The organism is Streptomyces sp. SirexAA-E (assembly GCF_000177195.2).
Classification (GTDB): Bacteria; Actinomycetota; Actinomycetes; order Streptomycetales; family Streptomycetaceae; genus Streptomyces; species Streptomyces flavovirens.
This window is the reverse complement of the sequence record NC_015953.1, coordinates 6,957,590-6,974,826: the sequence shown is the minus strand read 5'-3', so window position 1 is coordinate 6,974,826 and position 17,237 is coordinate 6,957,590. Positions and strand designations below refer to the sequence as shown.

Here is a 17,237-nt window from a genome sequence, read left to right as displayed (position 1 = left end):
TATGGGCAAACGGTGCACATGCGGTGCACATGCGTGGAGGACGCCACGGTCTCCGCGCCAGGTGAACGCCGCGCGAATGCGATCTTGGCTGAGGCTGAACATCGCTGTCCGACCTGCGGTTCCTACGCCCCGGTCACCCGCTGCGCGAACCAGACGAGCCCCATGGCGGCCACTCCCGCCGACAAGGCGCCCGTGGCCCACAGCGCCGCCTTCGGGGAGCGGCGCCCGAGGAGCAGCAGGAGGGGGAACAGCACGGCGATGACGGCGAGTTGGACGGTTTCGATGCCGATGTTGAAGACCAGCAGGGACCACAGCAGAGTCCATGACCAGGCGGCCTCGATGCCGAGCGCGCCGGCGAAGCCCAGGCCGTGGACGAGGCCGAAGCAGAACACGACACAGAGCCGGGTCCAGCCCGCCCGGTCGAGGGCGAAGCGGTTTCCGTCGGGCGCCCGGAGGTCCGTGGCCTGGGTGCCGCGCCCGCGGATGCGCCACAGGTGCCAGCCGGCGACCACGGCGATGGACAGCGCGATGACGGGTTCCACCAGCCCCGCCGGGACGTCGACCAGGCCCAGTGCGGCCAGCAGGAACGTCACGGAGTGGGCCAGCGTGAAACCGGTGGCGGCGAGGACGACCTCGCGGGGCCGACGGGAGCCGGCGATGAGGGCGAGCAGGAACAGGATGTGGTCGGTCCCGGTGAGCAGGTGCTCGGCTCCCAGGCGGAAGAACTCCCAGAAGCGCTGCGTCCAGGACTGGCTGATCGAGAAGGACGGGTGACCGGCGTCGAGGGCGGCGCTGCCGGTGTGACCGTCTACGGCGTAGGTGACGATCGTCTTGGTGCCCTTGACGTAGCCCTCGGATTCGGGGAAGAGGCCGCTGCGGACCTCGTACTCCCCGGTGCCGTGTTCGGGGCAGGTCCAGTCGAGGGCCAGCAGCGCGTAGGGCACGTCCTCTTCGCGCCCCGTCCGGAACGCGCCGGAGGGGGCGGGTTCGCAGGTGGTGCCGCCCGCGGTGACCGAGAAGCGCTCGGTGACGTAGCGGACGGCGGCCGTGCGGTGGGCGCCGAGGGCCGCGGCCTGGGCTTCGGCGTCCCCGGCTTCGAACGCGTCGGTCCCGGCGCGGAAGAGCGGGTCGTCCGATCCGGCGTCGGCGGCCGAGACGACGAAGAGGTCGTACTCCAGCTCGAGCTCGGTCCGGAGCGAGCCGTCGCCGCCGGTGGTGACGTGCGCGTAGACGGTCGAGGTGAAGCCATGGGCGGCGGCGGGCCGGACCAGGCCGAGAAGGATGAGAACCGCCGCGGCGAGTGCGAGCAGGGGGCGGCGGACACGAGGTGACATGGGGCTCCTTGAGGTTGCCCGTGCACCGTGCTGGTCGCGGATGAACCGGTGACGACGGATCAGCGAATCATGGGAAAACAAACGTTCGATGACGGGCGGACCGATGGAGATCGCGTGGAGCGAGGGAGCAGGATGGCCCGAAAGCCGCTCCGTACCGGCTCTCCGCCCCGCATCCCGCCGGGTGTCGGTACCACGCCGGCCGCGGTCTCGCCGCGGCCCCTTCCCGGAGGACGATCGTCTTGCACCGCCCGCTCCTGGCCGCCGCTCTGGTGACGGCCGCCGCCCTGCTCACCGGATGCGCCTCGGGTGACGACTGGTCGAAGCCGCGCCCCAGCCCTTCCGCCGTCGGCGTCCTGGACGCGGGATTCATCGGCACGGACGCGCCACCGGCCCCGGAGTCGACCGTCACGCCGAGCCCCGGGTCGTGGTCGGGGGTCCGCCCCTCGCCCGGCACACGCGTCGTCCTGCTCACCGCGGGCCACGACGAGCCGACGAAGACGCTGGTGACGGCGGTGAAGGAGTGGGCGGAGGACGAGGACGTGGACCTGCGGACGGTGACCGCGTCCGGCTCCGCCGATCTGCTCCCCGCCGTCACCAGGGCAGTGGACATGCGTCCGGACCTCGTCGTCAGCGCGGGCAACGACCTCATCGACCCCCTGGCGGCGGTCACACCGAGCCATCTCGCCCAGCGGTTCCTGGTCGTGGGGGCGGAACTCGCCGAACCCACCGAGAACGTGACGGCGGTCGACTGGTCGGGGGCGTCCTTCCGGGGGGAAGGGCTCGGCATGTCCTCGACGTACGATCCCGCCTCCTTCACCGGCGCACGGTGCGCGGCCGCCGTACGCGCGGGAGCGGCGGCGGTGCTGAGCGGGCACACCGGGATCGTGGTGTGGCTGGACGAGTTCTGAGGGCTGTCCCGCGGGGCGGGTTCGCACGTGGCGCCGTCCGCCCGGAGGGTGGGGCCGACGGCGTCCGCGGCCCGGGTGCGCGGCCGGTGCCGGGCCCTGTGCACGGATGAGGAACACGCGGGGCAACTCGGCCGGTCTCGGCGTGGAGCGGCATCCTTCCACGGCTCGGCGGGCACCCTGGTAGCGGCCGGACCGGACCGGCGCCCTCGCCGGTCCGACGGTGTGAGGACCGCTCCCCCGTCTACCCCTGGAGAGCAGCATGCGTATCGGATTCACCCTCCCCCAGATCGGTGCCCTGGCCCACCAGGCCCATGAGGTCGGCCGTTTCGCGAAGGAGGCGGAGGCGCTGGGCGCCGACAGCCTCTGGGTCGGCGACCGGATCCTGGCCCCGGTCGAACCCACCGTCGGCTACGGAGGCGGCGACGGGATCCCGGACACCTTCCGGACCGTCCTCGACCCGTTCGCCGTCATGGCCGTGGCCGCCGCCGCCACGGAACGGGCCGGGATCGGCGCCAACGTCCTTCAGGCCCCCTGCTACGCGCCCGCCCTGCTGGCCCGCTCGCTCACCAGCATCGACCTCATCAGCCAGGGGCGCCTGCTGCCCGGCTTCGGGATCGGCTGGTCCCCGGAGGAGTACCAGGCCGCGGGTGTGCCGATGAAGGAGCGCGGCGCCCGGCTGGACGAGACCCTGGACGCACTGGAGGCATGGTGGTCCACCGATCCGGTGGAGTTCGAGGGGACGCACACGCGGATCCCGGCCACCTATGTGGGCCTCAAGCCCGCCCGTCGCCCCCGCCCTCCCGTTTATCTCGCCGGGTACGCTCCGGCCGCGCTGCGACGCGCCGCCCGCAGGGCCGACGGCTGGCTCCCCGTCGTCCGGCCGGGCTCGGAGCCCTTCGCTCCCGACTCCGTCAACGTACCCATGGCGGAAGTCCGGCGGCTGGCCTCCGAGGCAGGCCGGGACCCGTCCGAACTCGGCCTGATCCTGCGGGTGTACCCGACCCCGGAGACGACCCTCGACGAGGTGGTGGGGACGATCCGGGACGCCGGGCGGGAGACGGACGTCGCCCACTGCTTCGTGGAACTGATGAACGTCGCGCACGACGTCGACCACGCGCTGGAGTGGGTGCGGAAGGTGCTCGACACAGCCCGTTGACCTCCCCGGGGCCGCTCCGGTTCGGCAGCGCGGGACAGGGTGGGCCGCGGGAGGCGAACGGACACCCGCCGCCCACCCCTCCACCCGCGAGGTGTGACCCACGCCACTAGCGGCACTCTTGCACATCACTCGCAACAACACATTGGATGCATATGTAAGGGAAACTCATCAGGAAGGTGCTCCGGTGCCGGTCGTCCCCACCCGCCGAGACGTCCTCCTCGCGGCAGCCGCCGTGGGAACCGGCCTGGTCACCGGCTGCTCCTCGGCCACCTCCGCCTCCTCCCCCACGAAGGGCGGGAGCCTGCGTGCCGCCTTCCCGGGTGCGGGCATCAAGGAGACGATGGACCCGCACGCACAGCGGCAGTTCGTCGACATCGCCCGGCACAAGGCCGTCTTCGACAAGCTCGTCGACCTGGACGCCTCCCTGCGCCCCGTCCCGAGACTGGCCCGCGCCTGGTCCAGTGACGCCTCGGCGCGCGTCTGGCGGTTCGAGCTGAGGTCGGCCCGCTTCCACGACGGGCACCTCCTCGACGCCGACGACGTCCTTTACAGCCTCTCGCGGATCCTCGACCCCAAAGCCGCCGACCACTTGGCGCAGAAGTCCCTCTCCCATGTGGACCTCGCCAACTCCCGCGCCCTGGGCGGGCGGAGTGTGGAGATCCGGCTCACCCGGCCCAACGCCGAGTTCCCCGCCCTGCTGGCGATGACGGGGACCGCGATCGTCCGCGACGGCTGGGACGATCCGAGGCGTCCCGTGGGAACAGGACCGTTCACGTTCACCTCCTTCACCGCGGGACGCTCGTTCGTCGCCCGCCGCTTCGACGACCACTGGAACGGCGCCCCGCACCTGGACGAGGTGCGCATCCTGTCCGCGGAGAGTGAGGCACGGGCCGCCGCCGTACGCAGTGGCGAGATCCACTACGCGCACGAGATGACGCCCACCTTCGCCCGCACGGTCGAGCACGACAGCCGGGTGCGGGTGGTGGCCACCGCGCGCAGCGGCGTCCAGGGTTTCGTCCTGAAGACGGACCGGCCGCCCTTCGACGACCCGGACGCGGCGATGGCGATCAAGCTGCTCGTCGACCGGAGACAACTGGTGGACGTGGTCTGCGCCGGCCGCGCCGAGATCGGCAACGACCTCTACGGCAAGGGCTACACGTACTACCCGGAAGGCCTGGAACAGCGAGAGCGGGATGTGGCGGAAGCGAGGCGCCTGCTGCGGCGGTCGGGACTGATCCACAAGACGGTGCCCTTCTACACGTCCACGGCCTCGGACAGCTTCGCCCAGGCCGCCCACCTCTTCGCCGAGCAGGCGGGCGAGGCGGGGTTGCGGGTGAAGATCACCAACGGGCCGCCCGAGTCGTACTTCACCGATGTGCTGACCACCGGGGCCGTGGCCAACCACCGCTGCGGGGCCATGCCGATCCCCACGTACATCAGCGAGCGGCTGCTGACCGACTCGCCGCAGAACGCCACCGCCTGGCAGCGCCGCGACTTCGACGACGCCTTCGCTGCGGCGCAGGCCGTCACGGACGACGAGCGGCGCGAGGAGCGCTACCGGTCCATGCAGGAGACGCTCCGGGATCGTGGTGGGCTCGTCCTGTGGGCCCACCCCCAGTGGCTGAACGCCGTCTCCCGGGCTGTGCACGGCGTGAAGGAGGCCCAGCCGAACACCGTGGACTGGGCCAGGTTCGACACGGTGTGGCTGGACTGAGGTGCTGCGGTACGCCCTGCGCCGGAGCGGCTGGACCGTCGTACAGCTCGCCGTCCTCAGCGTCCTCGTCTTCCTGCTGACCGACCTGCTGCCGGGCGACGCGGCGACCGTCGGCTTCAACGAGCAGGCCGACCTTGACCAGGTGGCCCGGCTGCGCGAACAGATGGGCCTCGACCGGCCGTTGGCCACACGCTTCGCCGACTGGGCCCACGGGCTGCTCACCGGCGACCTCGGCACCTCACTGGTCGGCGGGGGCCCGGTGGGTGATGTGCTGGCGCACTCCGTCGCGGCGACGGCCGCGCTCGCCGCCGTCACGATCCTGTTGCTGGTCCCGCTGGCGGTGGCCGTCGGCCTGGTGACGGGGCTGCGGGCCGGCAGTCGTACCGACCGCGTGGTCTCCGCCGTGACGCTGACGCTGACCTCCGTGCCGGACTTCGTCCTGGCACTGCTGCTGGTGGCGCTGTTCTCCCTGCGCCTGGGATGGCTTCCCTCCACCTGGGTGGGGGCCGACGACCTGTGGTGGCAGCGCCCGGAGCTGTTCGTGCTGCCGGTGGTGGTCCTGCTGGCCCGGACGGTGTGCGTGCTGTCCCGGCAGATCCGGGCCGGCACCATCACGTCGCTGGGCGCCGGCTACACGGTGCAGGCCCGTCGCCTGGGGGTGCCTCCCGTCCGGCTGGTGCTGCGGCATCTGCTGCCCAACGCGGCGGTCCCGGGCGTGCAGGAACTGGCGCGCACCGGTGACCAGTTGCTGGGCGGGGTGCTCGTGGTCGAGGCCGTGTTCGCCATTCCCGGCACCGCGACGGCGCTGGTCGACGCCGTACAGAACCGCGACGTGCCCACCGTCCAGGCGCTCACCCTCACCCTGGCCGCCGTGGCCTGCCTGCTGAACCTCGCCGCCGACCTGGTCAGCCGGAGGCTGGCCCCGCGTACGGAGGTACTGCGATGAGCGACCGGCGGTCCGGACGTGGCCGGCGCGCGACGCTCGGGGCGCTGCTCCTGCTCCCGCCGGTCGCCGCCGCCCTGATCGGCCCGTTCGTCACGGACGCCGCCGTCCCCTCGAACGGCATGCCGTACGCCATGGGCGACGGGCACCTGCTGGGCACGGACGTCCTGGGACGCGACGTCGTCGCACTGCTCCTGCGGGGCGGGGTCAGCGCGCTGGGGGTGGCGTGCGCCGCCGTGGCCCTGGCCGTCGCCGTCGGCGCCGTACTCGGCCTGACGGCCGCGGCGTCCCGCAGCAGGTGGCTAGACGATCTGCTGATGCGGCCCGTCGAGCTGCTGCTGCCGCTCCCCTCGCTACTGGTGATCAGCGTCGTCGGAATCGGCTGGCGCGGGCATCCGGTCGCTGTGGCGCTGGCGGTGGCCGCTCTCAACGTACCGGCCGTGGCGCGCCTGTTGCGGGCTGCGGCGCTGGACGCGGCCAGCGGTCCCGTCGCGGAGGCGATGCGGCTCCAGGGCGAGTCGTCGGCGCGGATCCTGGTCGGGCACGTGGGACGCGCGGTCCTGCCGGTCGCGGTCGCCGACGCCGGGACCAGGGTCGGGTCCGCGGTCTTCACCGTCGCCGCCGCCAACTTCCTGGGGCTCGGCCTGGACCCGACCTCGCCGGACTGGGGCGTGTCGATCGCCGCGAGCAGGGATGCGCTGTTCGTGCAGCCCTGGGCGGTCTGCGCTCCGGCGCTGATGCTGGTGATGTTCACCGTCGGCGTCAATCTGCTGGCCGACGGGCTGCTGCCGCGCGGGGCCGGACACCGCGAGGGCTCCCAGGGGAAGGCGACGGCATGGAACCGGTGATCGAGGTCCGTGGACTGACGGCGCGTGCGGGGACGGCCGTCCTGCTGGACGACGTCGATCTGGCCGTCGCCCCGGGCGAGGTGACCGCACTCGTCGGGCCCTCCGGCAGCGGCAAGACCACCGTCGCCCTGGCCCTGCTGGGCGAGTCGGCTCCCGGCGTACGGCTCACCGGGACGGTGGGGGTCGCGGGCACCGCGGTCGTGTCCGCCGACGGTCCGACACCCCTCGCTCCGGCCGTGCGCGGCCGGGTGGTCGCCTACATGCCGCAGCACCCGGCCCATGCCCTGAATCCGGCCCGGCGGATCGGGTCGGTCCTGACCGAACTCGCCCGGCTGCACCGGCCGGAAGCCCACCGACGTCAGGCCGCCGCGGAGTACGCGGCCGGAGCCCTGCGTACCGCCGGGATGCCGGACGGCCCCGCGACCCTCCGCCGCTTCCCGCACCAGTTCTCCGGCGGGCAGCGGCAACGGGTGGCACTGGCCCAGGTGCTGGTCTGCGGGCCGCGCGCCGTGGTCCTCGACGAGCCCAGCACGGGGCTGGACACGGTGGCACGACTGCGGCTGGCGGGCGAGCTGGCCCGGCTCGCCGCGCAAGGCATCGCGGTCCTGCTGCTGAGCCACGACCACGACCTGGTACGGGCGGTCGCCGCCCGCACGATTCTGCTGGACCGGGGGCGGGTGACGGACATGGGCGGCACGGCGGCCCTCCTGCCCGTACGTCCCCCCGCCGCTCTCCCGGCTCCCGCGACCGGGCCGTCCCCCTCCTCCGGCGGCAGGAACGCCCTGGAGGCACACGGCCTGTCGGCGTGGCTGCGGCCCGGACGCCGGGGCGAGGTACTCCACGACGTGACGGTGCGGGTGCCGGAGGCCGGCTGCACCGGGGTGGTGGGCCCCTCGGGCAGCGGCAAGACGGTCCTCGCACGGTGCCTCGCCGGACTCCACGAACGCCACGACGGGCGGCTGGCCCTGTTCGGCGAGCCGCTGCCCGTCCTCCGCCACCGGACGCCCCGGCAGATCCGGGCGGTGCAGTACGTGTGGCAGGAGGTACGGAACTCCTTCGACGAGCGGCGCACCGTACTGGACCAGGTGGCCCGCACCGCGGTTCGGTTGCGCGGGCTGTCGCCGCAGGAGGCCGTACGGCGGGCGAGGCAGGTGTGGGAGCGGCTCGGGCTCTCCTCGGAGCAGGCGGCGCGGCACGCCGGAGCGCTCTCCGGCGGTGAGCTGCAACGCGCCGCGCTGGCCCGGGCCCTGCTCGCCGAACCCGACGTGCTGATCTGCGACGAGATCACCACCGCGTTGGACGCCGTCAGCACCCGGCTGGTGACGGAGGAGATCGCCCGGCTGCGCGGGGAGAGCCGGACAGCCGTGCTGTGGATCGGCCACGACCTGCGTCTCGTCGAGCAGTTGGCCGACGACCTGGTGGTCCTCGACCGGGGCGGCGTCGTGGACAGCGGCGACCGCCGTGCCGTCCTCGCCTCTCCGCGCTCGGAGACCACCCGCCTGCTGCTGCGCTCCCGGGATCTGGGATCCGCGGCCGTCACGGGCCCCTCGACGCCGCACGGCGTACAAGGAAAGGAACAACCGCAATCATGACAGCAACGGCCACCACCGACTGGCAGAGCTGGCAAACCAGTTGGGACCGCCAGCAGGAGTGGTACATGCCGGACCGGGAGGAACGCTTCCGGGTCATGCTCGACACGGTCGAGGCCGTGGCGGGCCCCACCCCGCGCGTCCTCGACCTGGCCTGCGGCACGGGCAGCATCTCCGACCGGCTGCTGCGACGGCTGCCCGGCGCGGCCAGCACCTGCGTGGACATCGACCCGGCACTCCTGACCATCGCGCGCGGGCATTTCGCCGGCGACGGCCGCGTCACCTTCGTCGAGGCCGACCTCACCGCCCCCGCCTGGACGGAGCGCCTCCCCCACCCCTCCTACGACGCCGTGGTGACGGCCACCGCCCTGCACTGGCTGGACACCGAACCGCTGCGCCGCCTCTACGGGGACCTGGCCGGGCTGGTGCGAGAGGGTGGGGTGTTCCTCAACGCCGACCATATGGGCGACGACCGCGCACCCCGCATCGACGCGGCCCTCCAGGCCCTGCACACACGGCGCAAGGAACAGCAGCGGCGGCAAGGAGCGCTGGACTGGGCGGACTGGTGGGACGCGGTGGCCCGCGACCCCTCCCTCACCGACGCCGCGGCCAGGCGTTTCGCCCTGCTGGGCGACCCGCGGCAGCCGGCGCCCGAGGCCGGGCGGCGCGACCGCCCGACCCTCACCCGCTGGCACGTCGAGACGCTGCTGGAGCAGGGGTTCGGCGAGGCGCGGCAGGTGTGGTGCTCCGCGAGCGACGCGCTGGTGGCCGCCCTGCGCTGACAAGCGCGTGCGGCACCGGGCGGTGAGGGCGCCCGGCGGCGACGACGGCTCAGCGCTTCCGGTCGCCGAGCGCCGCGACGACCGTCAGGACGGTGCCGGCGAGGATCGGCACCGTCATCGCGGCCAACAGCCAGGCGGACACCTCCGGATCGGGCGTGGAACGCCAGAGGATTCCGCAGCCGATGAGCAGGGATATGCCGACGGACATGTTGAGCAGCAGCAGGGACCGCGCGATCCGGCGGGCGGATTCCCGGCTGCAGGGGCGGTTGACGGACGAGGACGCGCCGACGGCGAACGGAGCGGCGTCCGTGGCGGGCATCTCGTCGCGCGGGGTCACGCGCAGGGTCAGTTCGGCCGTGCCGGCCATCAGCAGCGTGACGGCCGCGTACACGAAGACCAGCAGGAACGCGCTGCCGACGGACCGTTCCGTCCATGCGTCCACTCCGCCGGCGCCGATGTGCTTCGGTATGCGCTCCGGCAGGTGGCTGTAGCGGAGGGAGCCCCACACGCCCATGGCGGCGAGGACGACGGCGCTGGGGAGCAGCCACAGCCGGATCGGAGACGTGAAGACCATGGCACCGATCCTGCGGTGTGGGCGCGCGATTGGAAAGGGGCCGGGGCCGGTCTCCGCGCCGGGAGCAGGCCGGTACGGAGAGCCGGAACCCTGCGGCCCGGCCGCGGGCGCGCCACCGCGTACGGTGACGCGCCCCGCCCACCGGCCCGGGGGCGGGCACGGGGGCGGGGGTGCGAGGTGTGCGGCGGCGCCGGTCTTCCGGTGAACCGCCGCCCGCCCCAGTGCTGTTCCGCAGCGGTCACCAGGACGACTTGGTCACCCCGGGCAGCAGACCGGCGTGCGCCTGCTCCCGCATCCGTACCCGGGACAGCCCGAACTTCCGCAGGTGTCCGCGCGGGCGGCCGTCCACACCGTCGCGGTTGCGGACCCGCGTGGCACTGGCGTCGCGCGGCTGGCGCCGCAGCTCGTCGACGGCCGCGGACCTCTGCGCGTCCGGGGTGCCGGGGCGGCGGATGATCTCCTTCAGCTCGGCCCGACGGGCCGCGTAGCGCTCGACGACCGCCTTGCGCTTCTCGTTCTTCGCGATCTTGCTCTTCTTCGCCATCAGACCTTGCCCCCTCGCGCCCGGATGCGGGCCACCGCTGCCTCGACGCCGATGGTGTCGATCGTCCTGATCGCCCTGGCGCTCAGCGTCAGGCGCACATGGCGCCCCTCACTGGGCAGCCAGTAGCGCTTGCGCTGGATGTTCGGGTCGAACCGACGGGAGGTGCGCCGGTGGGAGTGGGAGATGTGGTTGCCGAAGCCCGGCTGAGCGCCGGTCAGTTGGCAGTGGGCGGACACGGTGTTACCTGCCTCTCATCGATGGGGTTCCGTTATTGAACATGGAAACCATTGCCATATAGTAGCGTCATGGCTCGCAACGAACTACGCCCGGTCGTCAAGCTCCGCTCCACCGCAGGCACCGGCTACACCTACGTGACCCGCAAGAACCGGCGGAACGACCCCGACCGGCTCGTGCTGCGGAAGTTCGATCCGCTGGTCCGCCGCCACGTGGACTTCCGCGAAGAACGCTGACCCGCCCCGACCCGAAGGACACCGCCATGAAGCCCGGAATCCACCCCGCGTACGGTCCCGTCGTCTTCCGCGACAAGGCCGCCGACTTCGCCTTCCTGACCCGCTCCACCCTCACCGGCGAACACACCGTCGAGTGGGAGGACGGCAACACCTACCCGGTGGTCGACGTGGAGATCTCCTCCGCGAGCCACCCCTTCTACACCGGCACCGCCCGTGTCCTGGACACGGCGGGCCGGGTGGAGCGGTTCGAGCGCCGCTACGGCAACCGGGAGAGCCGGTGACGGAGGACGACGGGAAGCTGCCCGTCGTCATCGTCGGCGGACTGCACTCCGAGGCACGCCGCGAGGTGGTGGAGGGACTGCTCGACGACGTCCCCCACAGCGTCGCGCTGCACCACGACCTGGCGACCGCGCGGGGAGGGACCGTGCGCCGTACGGTCCGCGACACCGCGGGCGAGAGGGCGGGCGGTGAGGTACCGCTGGTGAACGACTGCGCCTGCTGTGCCCTGCGGGAGGACCTGATCCCGGAGCTGGAAAGGCTCGCCTCGGACGGGATCACCCGCCTCGCCGTCCTCGAACTCTGGGACTCCGTGGAGCCGAAGGCCATGGCCGAGGTCATCGCCGCCCACGGCGGGGAGTGGGCCGAGGTCAGGGGCGTGGTCACCGCGGTCGATCCGGCCCTCGTCCTGCCGTACCTCGCCAACGGCGACGACCTGGCGGAAGCCGGGCTGGCGGCCGCCGCCTCGGACCAGCGCACCGTCTCGGACACCTGGGCCCGGCAGCTTGAGTACGCCTCGGTGCTGGCCCTCGTCGACAGCGAGACGGCGGACGAGGAGGACCGCGCGCTCATCAGGCAGCTGCACCCCACGGCCCGGCGGGCCGAAGCACGGTCGGACGCCCTGACGAGGCTGGCCCTGGCCGGCTTCGACGTGGAGGCGGCCAGTGCCGCCCAGCACCCCGCCTGCGCGCTCCTCCCCCAGGAGGCCGACGAGTCCGGGGTCAGCACCCTCGTCTGGCGCAGGCACCGCCCCTTCCACCCCGAGCGCCTCTACGAGGCACTGGAGGACCTGTGCTGCGCGGCGGCCCGCAGCCGCGGCCGGTTCTGGCTCGCCGACCGGCCCGACACGCTGCTCTCCTGGGACGCGGCAGGCGGTGCCCTGTGCGTCGAGGACACCGGCCCCTGGCTGGCGTCCCTGCCGGACGCGGCCTGGGAGACGGTGCCGCCCTTCCGCCGGGCGGCCGCCGCCCTCGACTGGCATCCCGAGCACGGCGACCGCTGCCAGCACCTCGTCTTCGTCTCCCCCGGTCTCGACCGCGACGGACTCACCGCACTGCTGGACTCCTGCCTGCTCACCGACGCGGAGTACGAGGCCGGGCACGAGGCGTGGAAGAGCCTCCCGCCGGCCTTCGACTCCCTCCTCGACCCGGTCAGCTGACCACCGCCCACCGCCCACCGCCCACCGCGAGGAAATCCGATGACACGCCGTACCGACCCCCGCAAGCCCCGCCCCAACCCGCTCGACGCGGCCGGGATCACGTACATCGACTACAAGGACACCGATCTGCTGCGGAAGTTCGTCTCCGACCGGGGCAAGATCCGCAGCCGCCGCGTGACCCGCGTCAGCGCGCGGCAGCAGCGACACATCGCCACCGCCGTCAAGAACGCACGGGAGATGGCTCTTCTCCCCTGCTCCGGCCCGTGGAGGGGATGAGACGCCGGGGGGGGCTGTTCCTAGGTACATCCTTCCCTGGTCGAGCGACCCCGACGCGATCAGCATGAGAGGCACCGCACCACACATGCCGGGGGCGCCGTGCCGGGCCCCCTTGTCGGAGGAGTTCACATGACCACGTGGTTCATCACCGGTGCTTCGCGCGGCTTCGGCCGGGAGATCGCACGCCAGGCGCTCGACCGGGGCGACGGCGTCGTGGCGACCGCCCGGAACCCCGAGGCCGTCACGCGGGCGCTGCCCGGGTACGGGGACCGGCTGCTCGCGCTCGCACTCGACGTCACCGACGAGGAGCAGGTCCGTACGGCGGTCGCCGCCGCCGTGGAGGCGTTCGGGACGATCGACGTCCTGGTCAACAACGCCGGGCGCGGCCTGCTGGGTGCCGTGGAGGAGGCGTCGGACGCCGCGGTCCGCGCGGTGTACGACACGAACGTCTTCGGTCTGCTCGCCGTCAGCCGCGCCGTGCTCCCGGTGATGCGCCGGCAGCGGTCCGGGCGGGTGCTCAACTTCAGCTCCCTGGGCGGGTTCAGCAGTTCCGCGGGCTTCGGGATCTACTGCTCCACCAAGTTCGCCGTGGAGGGGATCTCCGAGGCGATGCACGCGGAGCTGGCCCCCTTGGGCATCGGGGTGACGCTCGTCGAGCCCGGGTATTTCCGCACCGACTTCCTCGACGCGGGCAGCCTGCACACCGAGGACACCGTCATCGCCGACTACGCGGCGACATCGGGAGCCGTACGCGGGGCGGTCCCCGGTCTCAACCACGCGCAGCCCGGGGACCCCGTCAAGGGAGCCGCCGCCGTCCTCGCCCTCGCCGACGCGGGCACGCCGCCGGTGCGCGCCCAGCTGGGCAGCGACTGCGTGGCGGAGCTCGAGCGCAAGATCGCGCAGCTCCGCGAGGAGTCCGCCGTGTGGCGGCACCTGGCTCTGTCCACCGACCACGACGACGCCCCTGCCCGGGTCCGGTCGCCCGGAGCGTGACCGTCTCGACGGCGGTCGCCGCGTGGCCGTGACCGTGTACGTGCCCGGCGGTCGGGGGACCTCAGCCGGCCGGCATCGCCGTCAGGGGCTGGTCGGCGGCCCAGGAGGCGAGGATGCGCAGGCCGTCGTGGGTGGGGCCGCCGACCTCGGCGGTCCAGATGACGAGCTGCTGATCGGGGTCGGTCGTGGCGGTGAGGGTGTCCCAGTCCAGGGCCAGTTCGCCGGCCACGGGGTGGTGCAGGGTCTTGGTGCCGACGTTGAGGGCCGCGACGTGGTGACCGGCCCACCAGGTACGGAAGTCCGGGTCCTGCACGGAGAGTTCACCGACAAGCGCGGTCAGGCGGGGGTCGTCGGGGTACTTCGCGGCCTCCATGCGCAGCTGGGCGACGCAGGTGCGGGCCACGGTCTTCCAGTCGGCGTACAGGGTGCGCATGGCCGGGTCGGTGAAGAGGACGCGGACGTAGTTGCGGTCCTTCTCCGGGAGCTTCCCGAAGTCGGTGATGAGCGCCGCGGCGAGCTGGTTCCAGGCGATGACGTCCATGCGGCGGCCCATGACGACGGCCGGGGTGACGGTGAGGTCGTCCAGCAGGCGCCGCAGCTGCGGCTGGACCTTCTGCCGTGTCCGCCGCCTGGGACGGGCGATCTCCTTCCCGGCGAGACCGAACAGGTATCCGCGCTGGTCGTCATCGAGGTGGAGGGCCTGGGCGAGGGAGTCCAGCACGGGGGCGGAGGCCTGCATGCGGCCCTGCTCCAGGCGCGTGTAGTAGTCCGTGGAGATGGCCGCGAGCCGGGCCACCTCCTCCCGGCGCAGGCCGGCGACGCGGCGCGGGCCAGGACTGTCGGGCAGCCCGACGGTACGGGGGCTGAGTTCGGCCCGGCGGGCCTTGAGGAACTCGCCCAGTTCGTTGAGGTGCGCGTCGGGACTCATGGATTCCAGTGTGGCACCGGACGCGTGTCCCTCAGGGGGAGAGTTCTGTCCCAGGATGTTCTGCTCCCCCGAGGAAACTGTCCCCTTTGCGCCTTTGCCCGGTGGTGTGAGCCTGGAGAGGAGCGAAGGAGAGGGACGCGATGGAATTCGTCAAGCCCGGCCCCACCACGAGGGCACCCCGGGACTGGTTCACGGGGGATGTCTGGTTCGATGTCATCTGCGCAGGTCAGGCGCCCTCGCGCATGCGGGTGAACATGGTGCGCTTCTCCCCGGGTGCCCGGACGGCGTGGCATCACCACGCGGTCGGGCAGACCCTCCACGTGGTCGAGGGCGTCGCCCTGATCGGGACGCGCGACGGCACCGTCTTCGAGGCGTACCCCGGCGAGACGGTGGCCTGTCCGCCCGGCGAGGAGCACTGGCACGGCGCCACCGGCGACCGCTTCATGCAGCATCTGGCCATGTGGGAGGGCCCGGACGACGACCGGCCGGAGACCACCTGGCTGGAGAAGGTCACCGACGGGCAGTACGGCGGGCCCCGCACCCGGAACCGCTGATCCCCGCGCCCCGGCGGCGCCCGGCGCCCCGCACGTACGTGAAGGAGTCCCCATGCCCGCGACGATGACCGCGCTGTTCGGCGGCACCGGCCCCGACTGGGAGGCCCGTGAGATCCCGGTCCCGCGGCCCGGCCCGGGGCAGGTGCTGGTGCGCGCCCGGGCGGTGTCGGTGAACAACGCCGATCCCGTCATGCTGGCGGCCGCCGATCCGACGGCCGGGGGCACGGGCCGCGAGTACCGGGCGGGGTACGAGTGTGCCGGTGAGGTCGCTGCCGTCGGGGACGGTGTGCGGTCCGTCGCCGTGGGGGCGCGGGTGATGGGGACCAGCCCCGCCTCGTTCGCCCAGTACGTCGTCGCCGACCACCGGCACGTGCTTCCCGTGCCCGACGAGCTCGGCTACGAGGAGGCCTGCGCCCTGCCGACCGGCCTGCTGACCGAGCACGGCGCCCTGATGGCCGGCGGCTACGAACCGGGACAGGCGGTGCTGATCACGGCGGCGACCTCGGGCATCGGTCTGATCGGCGTGCAGACCGCCCGGGCCCTCGGCGCCGGCCGCATCGTCGCCACCACCCGCAACGCCGCCAAGGCCCCGCTGCTGGAACGGGCCGGGGCGGACACGGTCGCGGTCACCTCGGAGCAGGACCTCACCCGGGCAGTGCTGGACGCCACCGGCGGCCAGGGCGCGGACGTGGTCCTGGACCACGTCGGCGGCCGGACGTTCGCCGCGTGTCTGCCGGCCACCCGCGTGGACGGGGCGGTGGTCAACATCGGCCGCCTGGACACCGCGTCCTCGACCATCGACCTGGACGCCCTCTCCTACCGGCATCTGCGGGTGCGCGGGGTGTCCTTCGGTTTCACCCGCCCCGCGGAGCTCGGTGCGGTGATCGCCGCCGCCGGTGAGCAGCTCCTGCCCGCGGTCGCCGACGGGAGGATCCGCCCCTTGGTCGACAGCACCTACTCGTTCGCCACCGCGGCCGAGGCAGGGCAGCGGCTCCGCTCCCACCGTCCCCACGGAAAGATCATCCTGACCGTCCCCTGACGGGGACCTCGTACATCCGCCCGCCCCCCGCCCGGCCGCGGCCCGGGGCGGGCCCCTCGTTTCGAACGCGACAGAGAGCGAGCCGTCCCCATGCGGGCAGCATTCCTGTACGAAGCCGGAGACATACGCGTCCAGGACGCGCCGGACCCGGTGATCGAGAAGCCGACCGACGCCGTCGTGCGCATCCTGCGCTCCTGTGTGTGCGGCAGCGACCTGCACCCCTTCCACGCGATGGCCGCTGCCGACGGCCCGGCGCCGATGGGGCACGAGTTCCTCGGCGTCGTGGAGGAGCTCGGTTCCGAGGTGTCCGGGCTGAGCCGGGGCGACCTGGTGGTCTCCCCCTTCGCCTTCGCGGACAACACCTGCCCGTACTGCCGTGAGGGCCTGCACACCTCCTGCCCCCAGGGCGGCTTCTTCGCCGCCGGGGGTACCGGCGGGTGCCAGGCCGAGGCCGTACGCGTGCCGCAGGCACAGGGCACACTGGTGAGGCTGCCGGCAGGTGTGGACGCGGCGCTGCTGCCGTCGCTGCTGACCCTGGCCGATGTCTACGGCACCGGCCACCACGCGGCGAAGCAGGCCGGCGTCCGGCCCGGTGACAGCGTGACCGTCATCGGCGACGGGGCTGTGGGCCTCCTGGCGGTGCTGTCGGCGAAGCAGCTCGGCGCGGAACGGATCATCCTCATGGGCCGCCACAAGGACCGCACCGACCTCGGCCGCGAGTTCGGCGCCACCGACGTCGTCGCCGAGCGCGGTGACGAGGGCGTCGCGAAGGTCCGGGACCTGACCGGCGGCCACGGCACCCGCGCGGTCCTGGAGGCCGTCGGGCACATGCCGGCGTACGAGACGGCCGTCGGCGCCGTCCGCCCCGGTGGAGTGATCAGCCGGGTCGGCGTGCCGCAGTACGAGGACGCCCCGGTGGGCTTCGGCAGCCTCTTCGGGCCGAACGTCACCCTGACCGGAGGGCCCGCGCCGGTACGGGCGTACATCGACGAGCTGCTGCCCGCCGTCCTGGACGGCACGGTCGATCCCGGCCGGGTCTTCGACCGCGCCGTGCCGCTGGAGCGGGTTGCGGACGGCTACCGGGCGATGGACGAGCGCCGGGCGCTGAAGGTCCTGGTCACCCCCTGATCCCGCGCGCTCCCGGTGGGCC

Annotated in this window: 20 protein-coding genes; 15 read left to right on the top strand and 5 right to left on the bottom strand. The window is 73.1% G+C overall.

The window, feature by feature from the left end; translation table 11 throughout:
* Positions 1–122: 122 nt before the first annotated feature.
* Positions 123–1,334, bottom strand: a complete 1,212-nt coding sequence (locus SACTE_RS30425) for a HupE/UreJ family protein (RefSeq protein WP_014049858.1) — start codon at positions 1,332–1,334, stop codon at positions 123–125.
* 239 nt (positions 1,335–1,573) lie between these two features.
* Between SACTE_RS30425 and SACTE_RS30420 the strand changes: the two genes are divergently transcribed.
* The 7 genes from SACTE_RS30420 (at position 1,574) to SACTE_RS30390 (ending at position 9,274) form a co-directional block, all read left to right on the top strand.
* Positions 1,574–2,242 carry a hypothetical protein gene (locus SACTE_RS30420; RefSeq protein WP_014049857.1) on the top strand — a complete coding sequence of 223 codons (669 nt, stop codon included), beginning with the start codon at positions 1,574–1,576 and terminating at the stop codon, positions 2,240–2,242.
* 259 nt (positions 2,243–2,501) lie between these two features.
* Positions 2,502–3,398 carry a TIGR03619 family F420-dependent LLM class oxidoreductase gene (locus SACTE_RS30415; protein ID WP_014049856.1) on the top strand — a complete coding sequence of 299 codons (897 nt, stop codon included), beginning with the start codon at positions 2,502–2,504 and terminating at the stop codon, positions 3,396–3,398.
* A gap of 184 nt (positions 3,399–3,582) precedes the next feature.
* A complete protein-coding gene (locus SACTE_RS30410; RefSeq protein ID WP_014049855.1) occupies positions 3,583–5,112 on the top strand; it encodes an ABC transporter substrate-binding protein in 1,530 nt (509 codons plus the stop codon).
* 1 nt (position 5,113) lies between these two features.
* On the top strand, positions 5,114–6,058 hold the full coding sequence (locus tag SACTE_RS30405) for an ABC transporter permease (RefSeq protein WP_014049854.1): 945 nt from the start codon (positions 5,114–5,116) through the stop codon (positions 6,056–6,058).
* The gene (locus SACTE_RS30400; protein WP_014049853.1) at positions 6,055–6,903 is read left to right on the top strand and encodes an ABC transporter permease subunit; all 849 of its coding nucleotides are present in this window, start codon (positions 6,055–6,057) and stop codon (positions 6,901–6,903) included. Before SACTE_RS30405 ends, SACTE_RS30400 begins: the two co-directional genes overlap by 4 nt.
* On the top strand, positions 6,891–8,495 hold the full coding sequence (locus tag SACTE_RS30395; protein ID WP_014049852.1) for an ATP-binding cassette domain-containing protein: 1,605 nt from the start codon (positions 6,891–6,893) through the stop codon (positions 8,493–8,495). The genes SACTE_RS30400 and SACTE_RS30395 overlap by 13 nt, the downstream gene beginning before the upstream one ends.
* Positions 8,492–9,274 carry a class I SAM-dependent methyltransferase gene (locus SACTE_RS30390; RefSeq protein WP_014049851.1) on the top strand — a complete coding sequence of 261 codons (783 nt, stop codon included), beginning with the start codon at positions 8,492–8,494 and terminating at the stop codon, positions 9,272–9,274. Before SACTE_RS30395 ends, SACTE_RS30390 begins: the two co-directional genes overlap by 4 nt.
* A gap of 49 nt (positions 9,275–9,323) precedes the next feature.
* Here the strand turns inward: SACTE_RS30390 and SACTE_RS30385 are convergent, their stop codons facing one another.
* The 3 genes from SACTE_RS30385 to rpmB form a co-directional block, all read right to left on the bottom strand.
* Entirely contained in the window at positions 9,324–9,848 is a 525-nt protein-coding gene (locus SACTE_RS30385; RefSeq protein WP_014049850.1) for a DUF1648 domain-containing protein, read from the bottom strand.
* A gap of 238 nt (positions 9,849–10,086) precedes the next feature.
* Positions 10,087–10,392 carry a 30S ribosomal protein S14 gene (gene rpsN / locus SACTE_RS30380; protein ID WP_014049849.1) on the bottom strand — a complete coding sequence of 102 codons (306 nt, stop codon included), beginning with the start codon at positions 10,390–10,392 and terminating at the stop codon, positions 10,087–10,089.
* The gene (gene rpmB / locus SACTE_RS30375) at positions 10,392–10,628 is read right to left on the bottom strand and encodes a 50S ribosomal protein L28 (RefSeq protein WP_014049848.1); all 237 of its coding nucleotides are present in this window, start codon (positions 10,626–10,628) and stop codon (positions 10,392–10,394) included. Before rpmB ends, rpsN begins: the two co-directional genes overlap by 1 nt.
* A gap of 69 nt (positions 10,629–10,697) precedes the next feature.
* Here rpmB and rpmG point away from each other — a divergent pair, with 69 nt between their 5' ends.
* The 5 genes from rpmG (at position 10,698) to SACTE_RS30350 (ending at position 13,566) form a co-directional block, all read left to right on the top strand.
* Positions 10,698–10,862 carry a 50S ribosomal protein L33 gene (gene rpmG / locus SACTE_RS30370; protein ID WP_014049847.1) on the top strand — a complete coding sequence of 55 codons (165 nt, stop codon included), beginning with the start codon at positions 10,698–10,700 and terminating at the stop codon, positions 10,860–10,862.
* Positions 10,863–10,888: 26 nt separating this feature from the next.
* Complete coding sequence (locus SACTE_RS30365) at positions 10,889–11,143, top strand: type B 50S ribosomal protein L31 (protein WP_014049846.1); 255 nt, start codon at positions 10,889–10,891, stop codon at positions 11,141–11,143.
* The gene (locus SACTE_RS30360) at positions 11,140–12,297 is read left to right on the top strand and encodes a GTP-binding protein (RefSeq protein WP_014049845.1); all 1,158 of its coding nucleotides are present in this window, start codon (positions 11,140–11,142) and stop codon (positions 12,295–12,297) included. Before SACTE_RS30365 ends, SACTE_RS30360 begins: the two co-directional genes overlap by 4 nt.
* A 39-nt stretch (positions 12,298–12,336) precedes the next feature.
* Positions 12,337–12,573, top strand: coding sequence for a 30S ribosomal protein S18 (gene rpsR / locus SACTE_RS30355; RefSeq protein WP_014049844.1), 237 nt, complete (start codon positions 12,337–12,339; stop codon positions 12,571–12,573).
* 129 nt (positions 12,574–12,702) lie between these two features.
* On the top strand, positions 12,703–13,566 hold the full coding sequence (locus tag SACTE_RS30350) for an oxidoreductase (RefSeq protein WP_014049843.1): 864 nt from the start codon (positions 12,703–12,705) through the stop codon (positions 13,564–13,566).
* A gap of 61 nt (positions 13,567–13,627) precedes the next feature.
* Here SACTE_RS30350 and SACTE_RS30345 read toward each other — a convergent pair whose 3' ends face one another.
* Complete coding sequence (locus tag SACTE_RS30345) at positions 13,628–14,494, bottom strand: helix-turn-helix transcriptional regulator (RefSeq protein ID WP_014049842.1); 867 nt, start codon at positions 14,492–14,494, stop codon at positions 13,628–13,630.
* Positions 14,495–14,634: 140 nt separating this feature from the next.
* On the opposite strand from SACTE_RS30345, the gene SACTE_RS30340 reads away from it, so the two are divergent.
* The 3 genes from SACTE_RS30340 (at position 14,635) to SACTE_RS30330 (ending at position 17,215) form a co-directional block, all read left to right on the top strand.
* Complete coding sequence (locus tag SACTE_RS30340) at positions 14,635–15,048, top strand: cupin domain-containing protein (RefSeq protein ID WP_014049841.1); 414 nt, start codon at positions 14,635–14,637, stop codon at positions 15,046–15,048.
* Between the two features lie 52 nt (positions 15,049–15,100).
* On the top strand, positions 15,101–16,087 hold the full coding sequence (locus SACTE_RS30335; RefSeq protein ID WP_014049840.1) for a zinc-binding dehydrogenase: 987 nt from the start codon (positions 15,101–15,103) through the stop codon (positions 16,085–16,087).
* A gap of 90 nt (positions 16,088–16,177) precedes the next feature.
* Positions 16,178–17,215, top strand: a complete 1,038-nt coding sequence (locus tag SACTE_RS30330; RefSeq protein WP_014049839.1) for an alcohol dehydrogenase catalytic domain-containing protein — start codon at positions 16,178–16,180, stop codon at positions 17,213–17,215.
* The last annotated feature ends 22 nt before the right edge of the window (positions 17,216–17,237 follow it).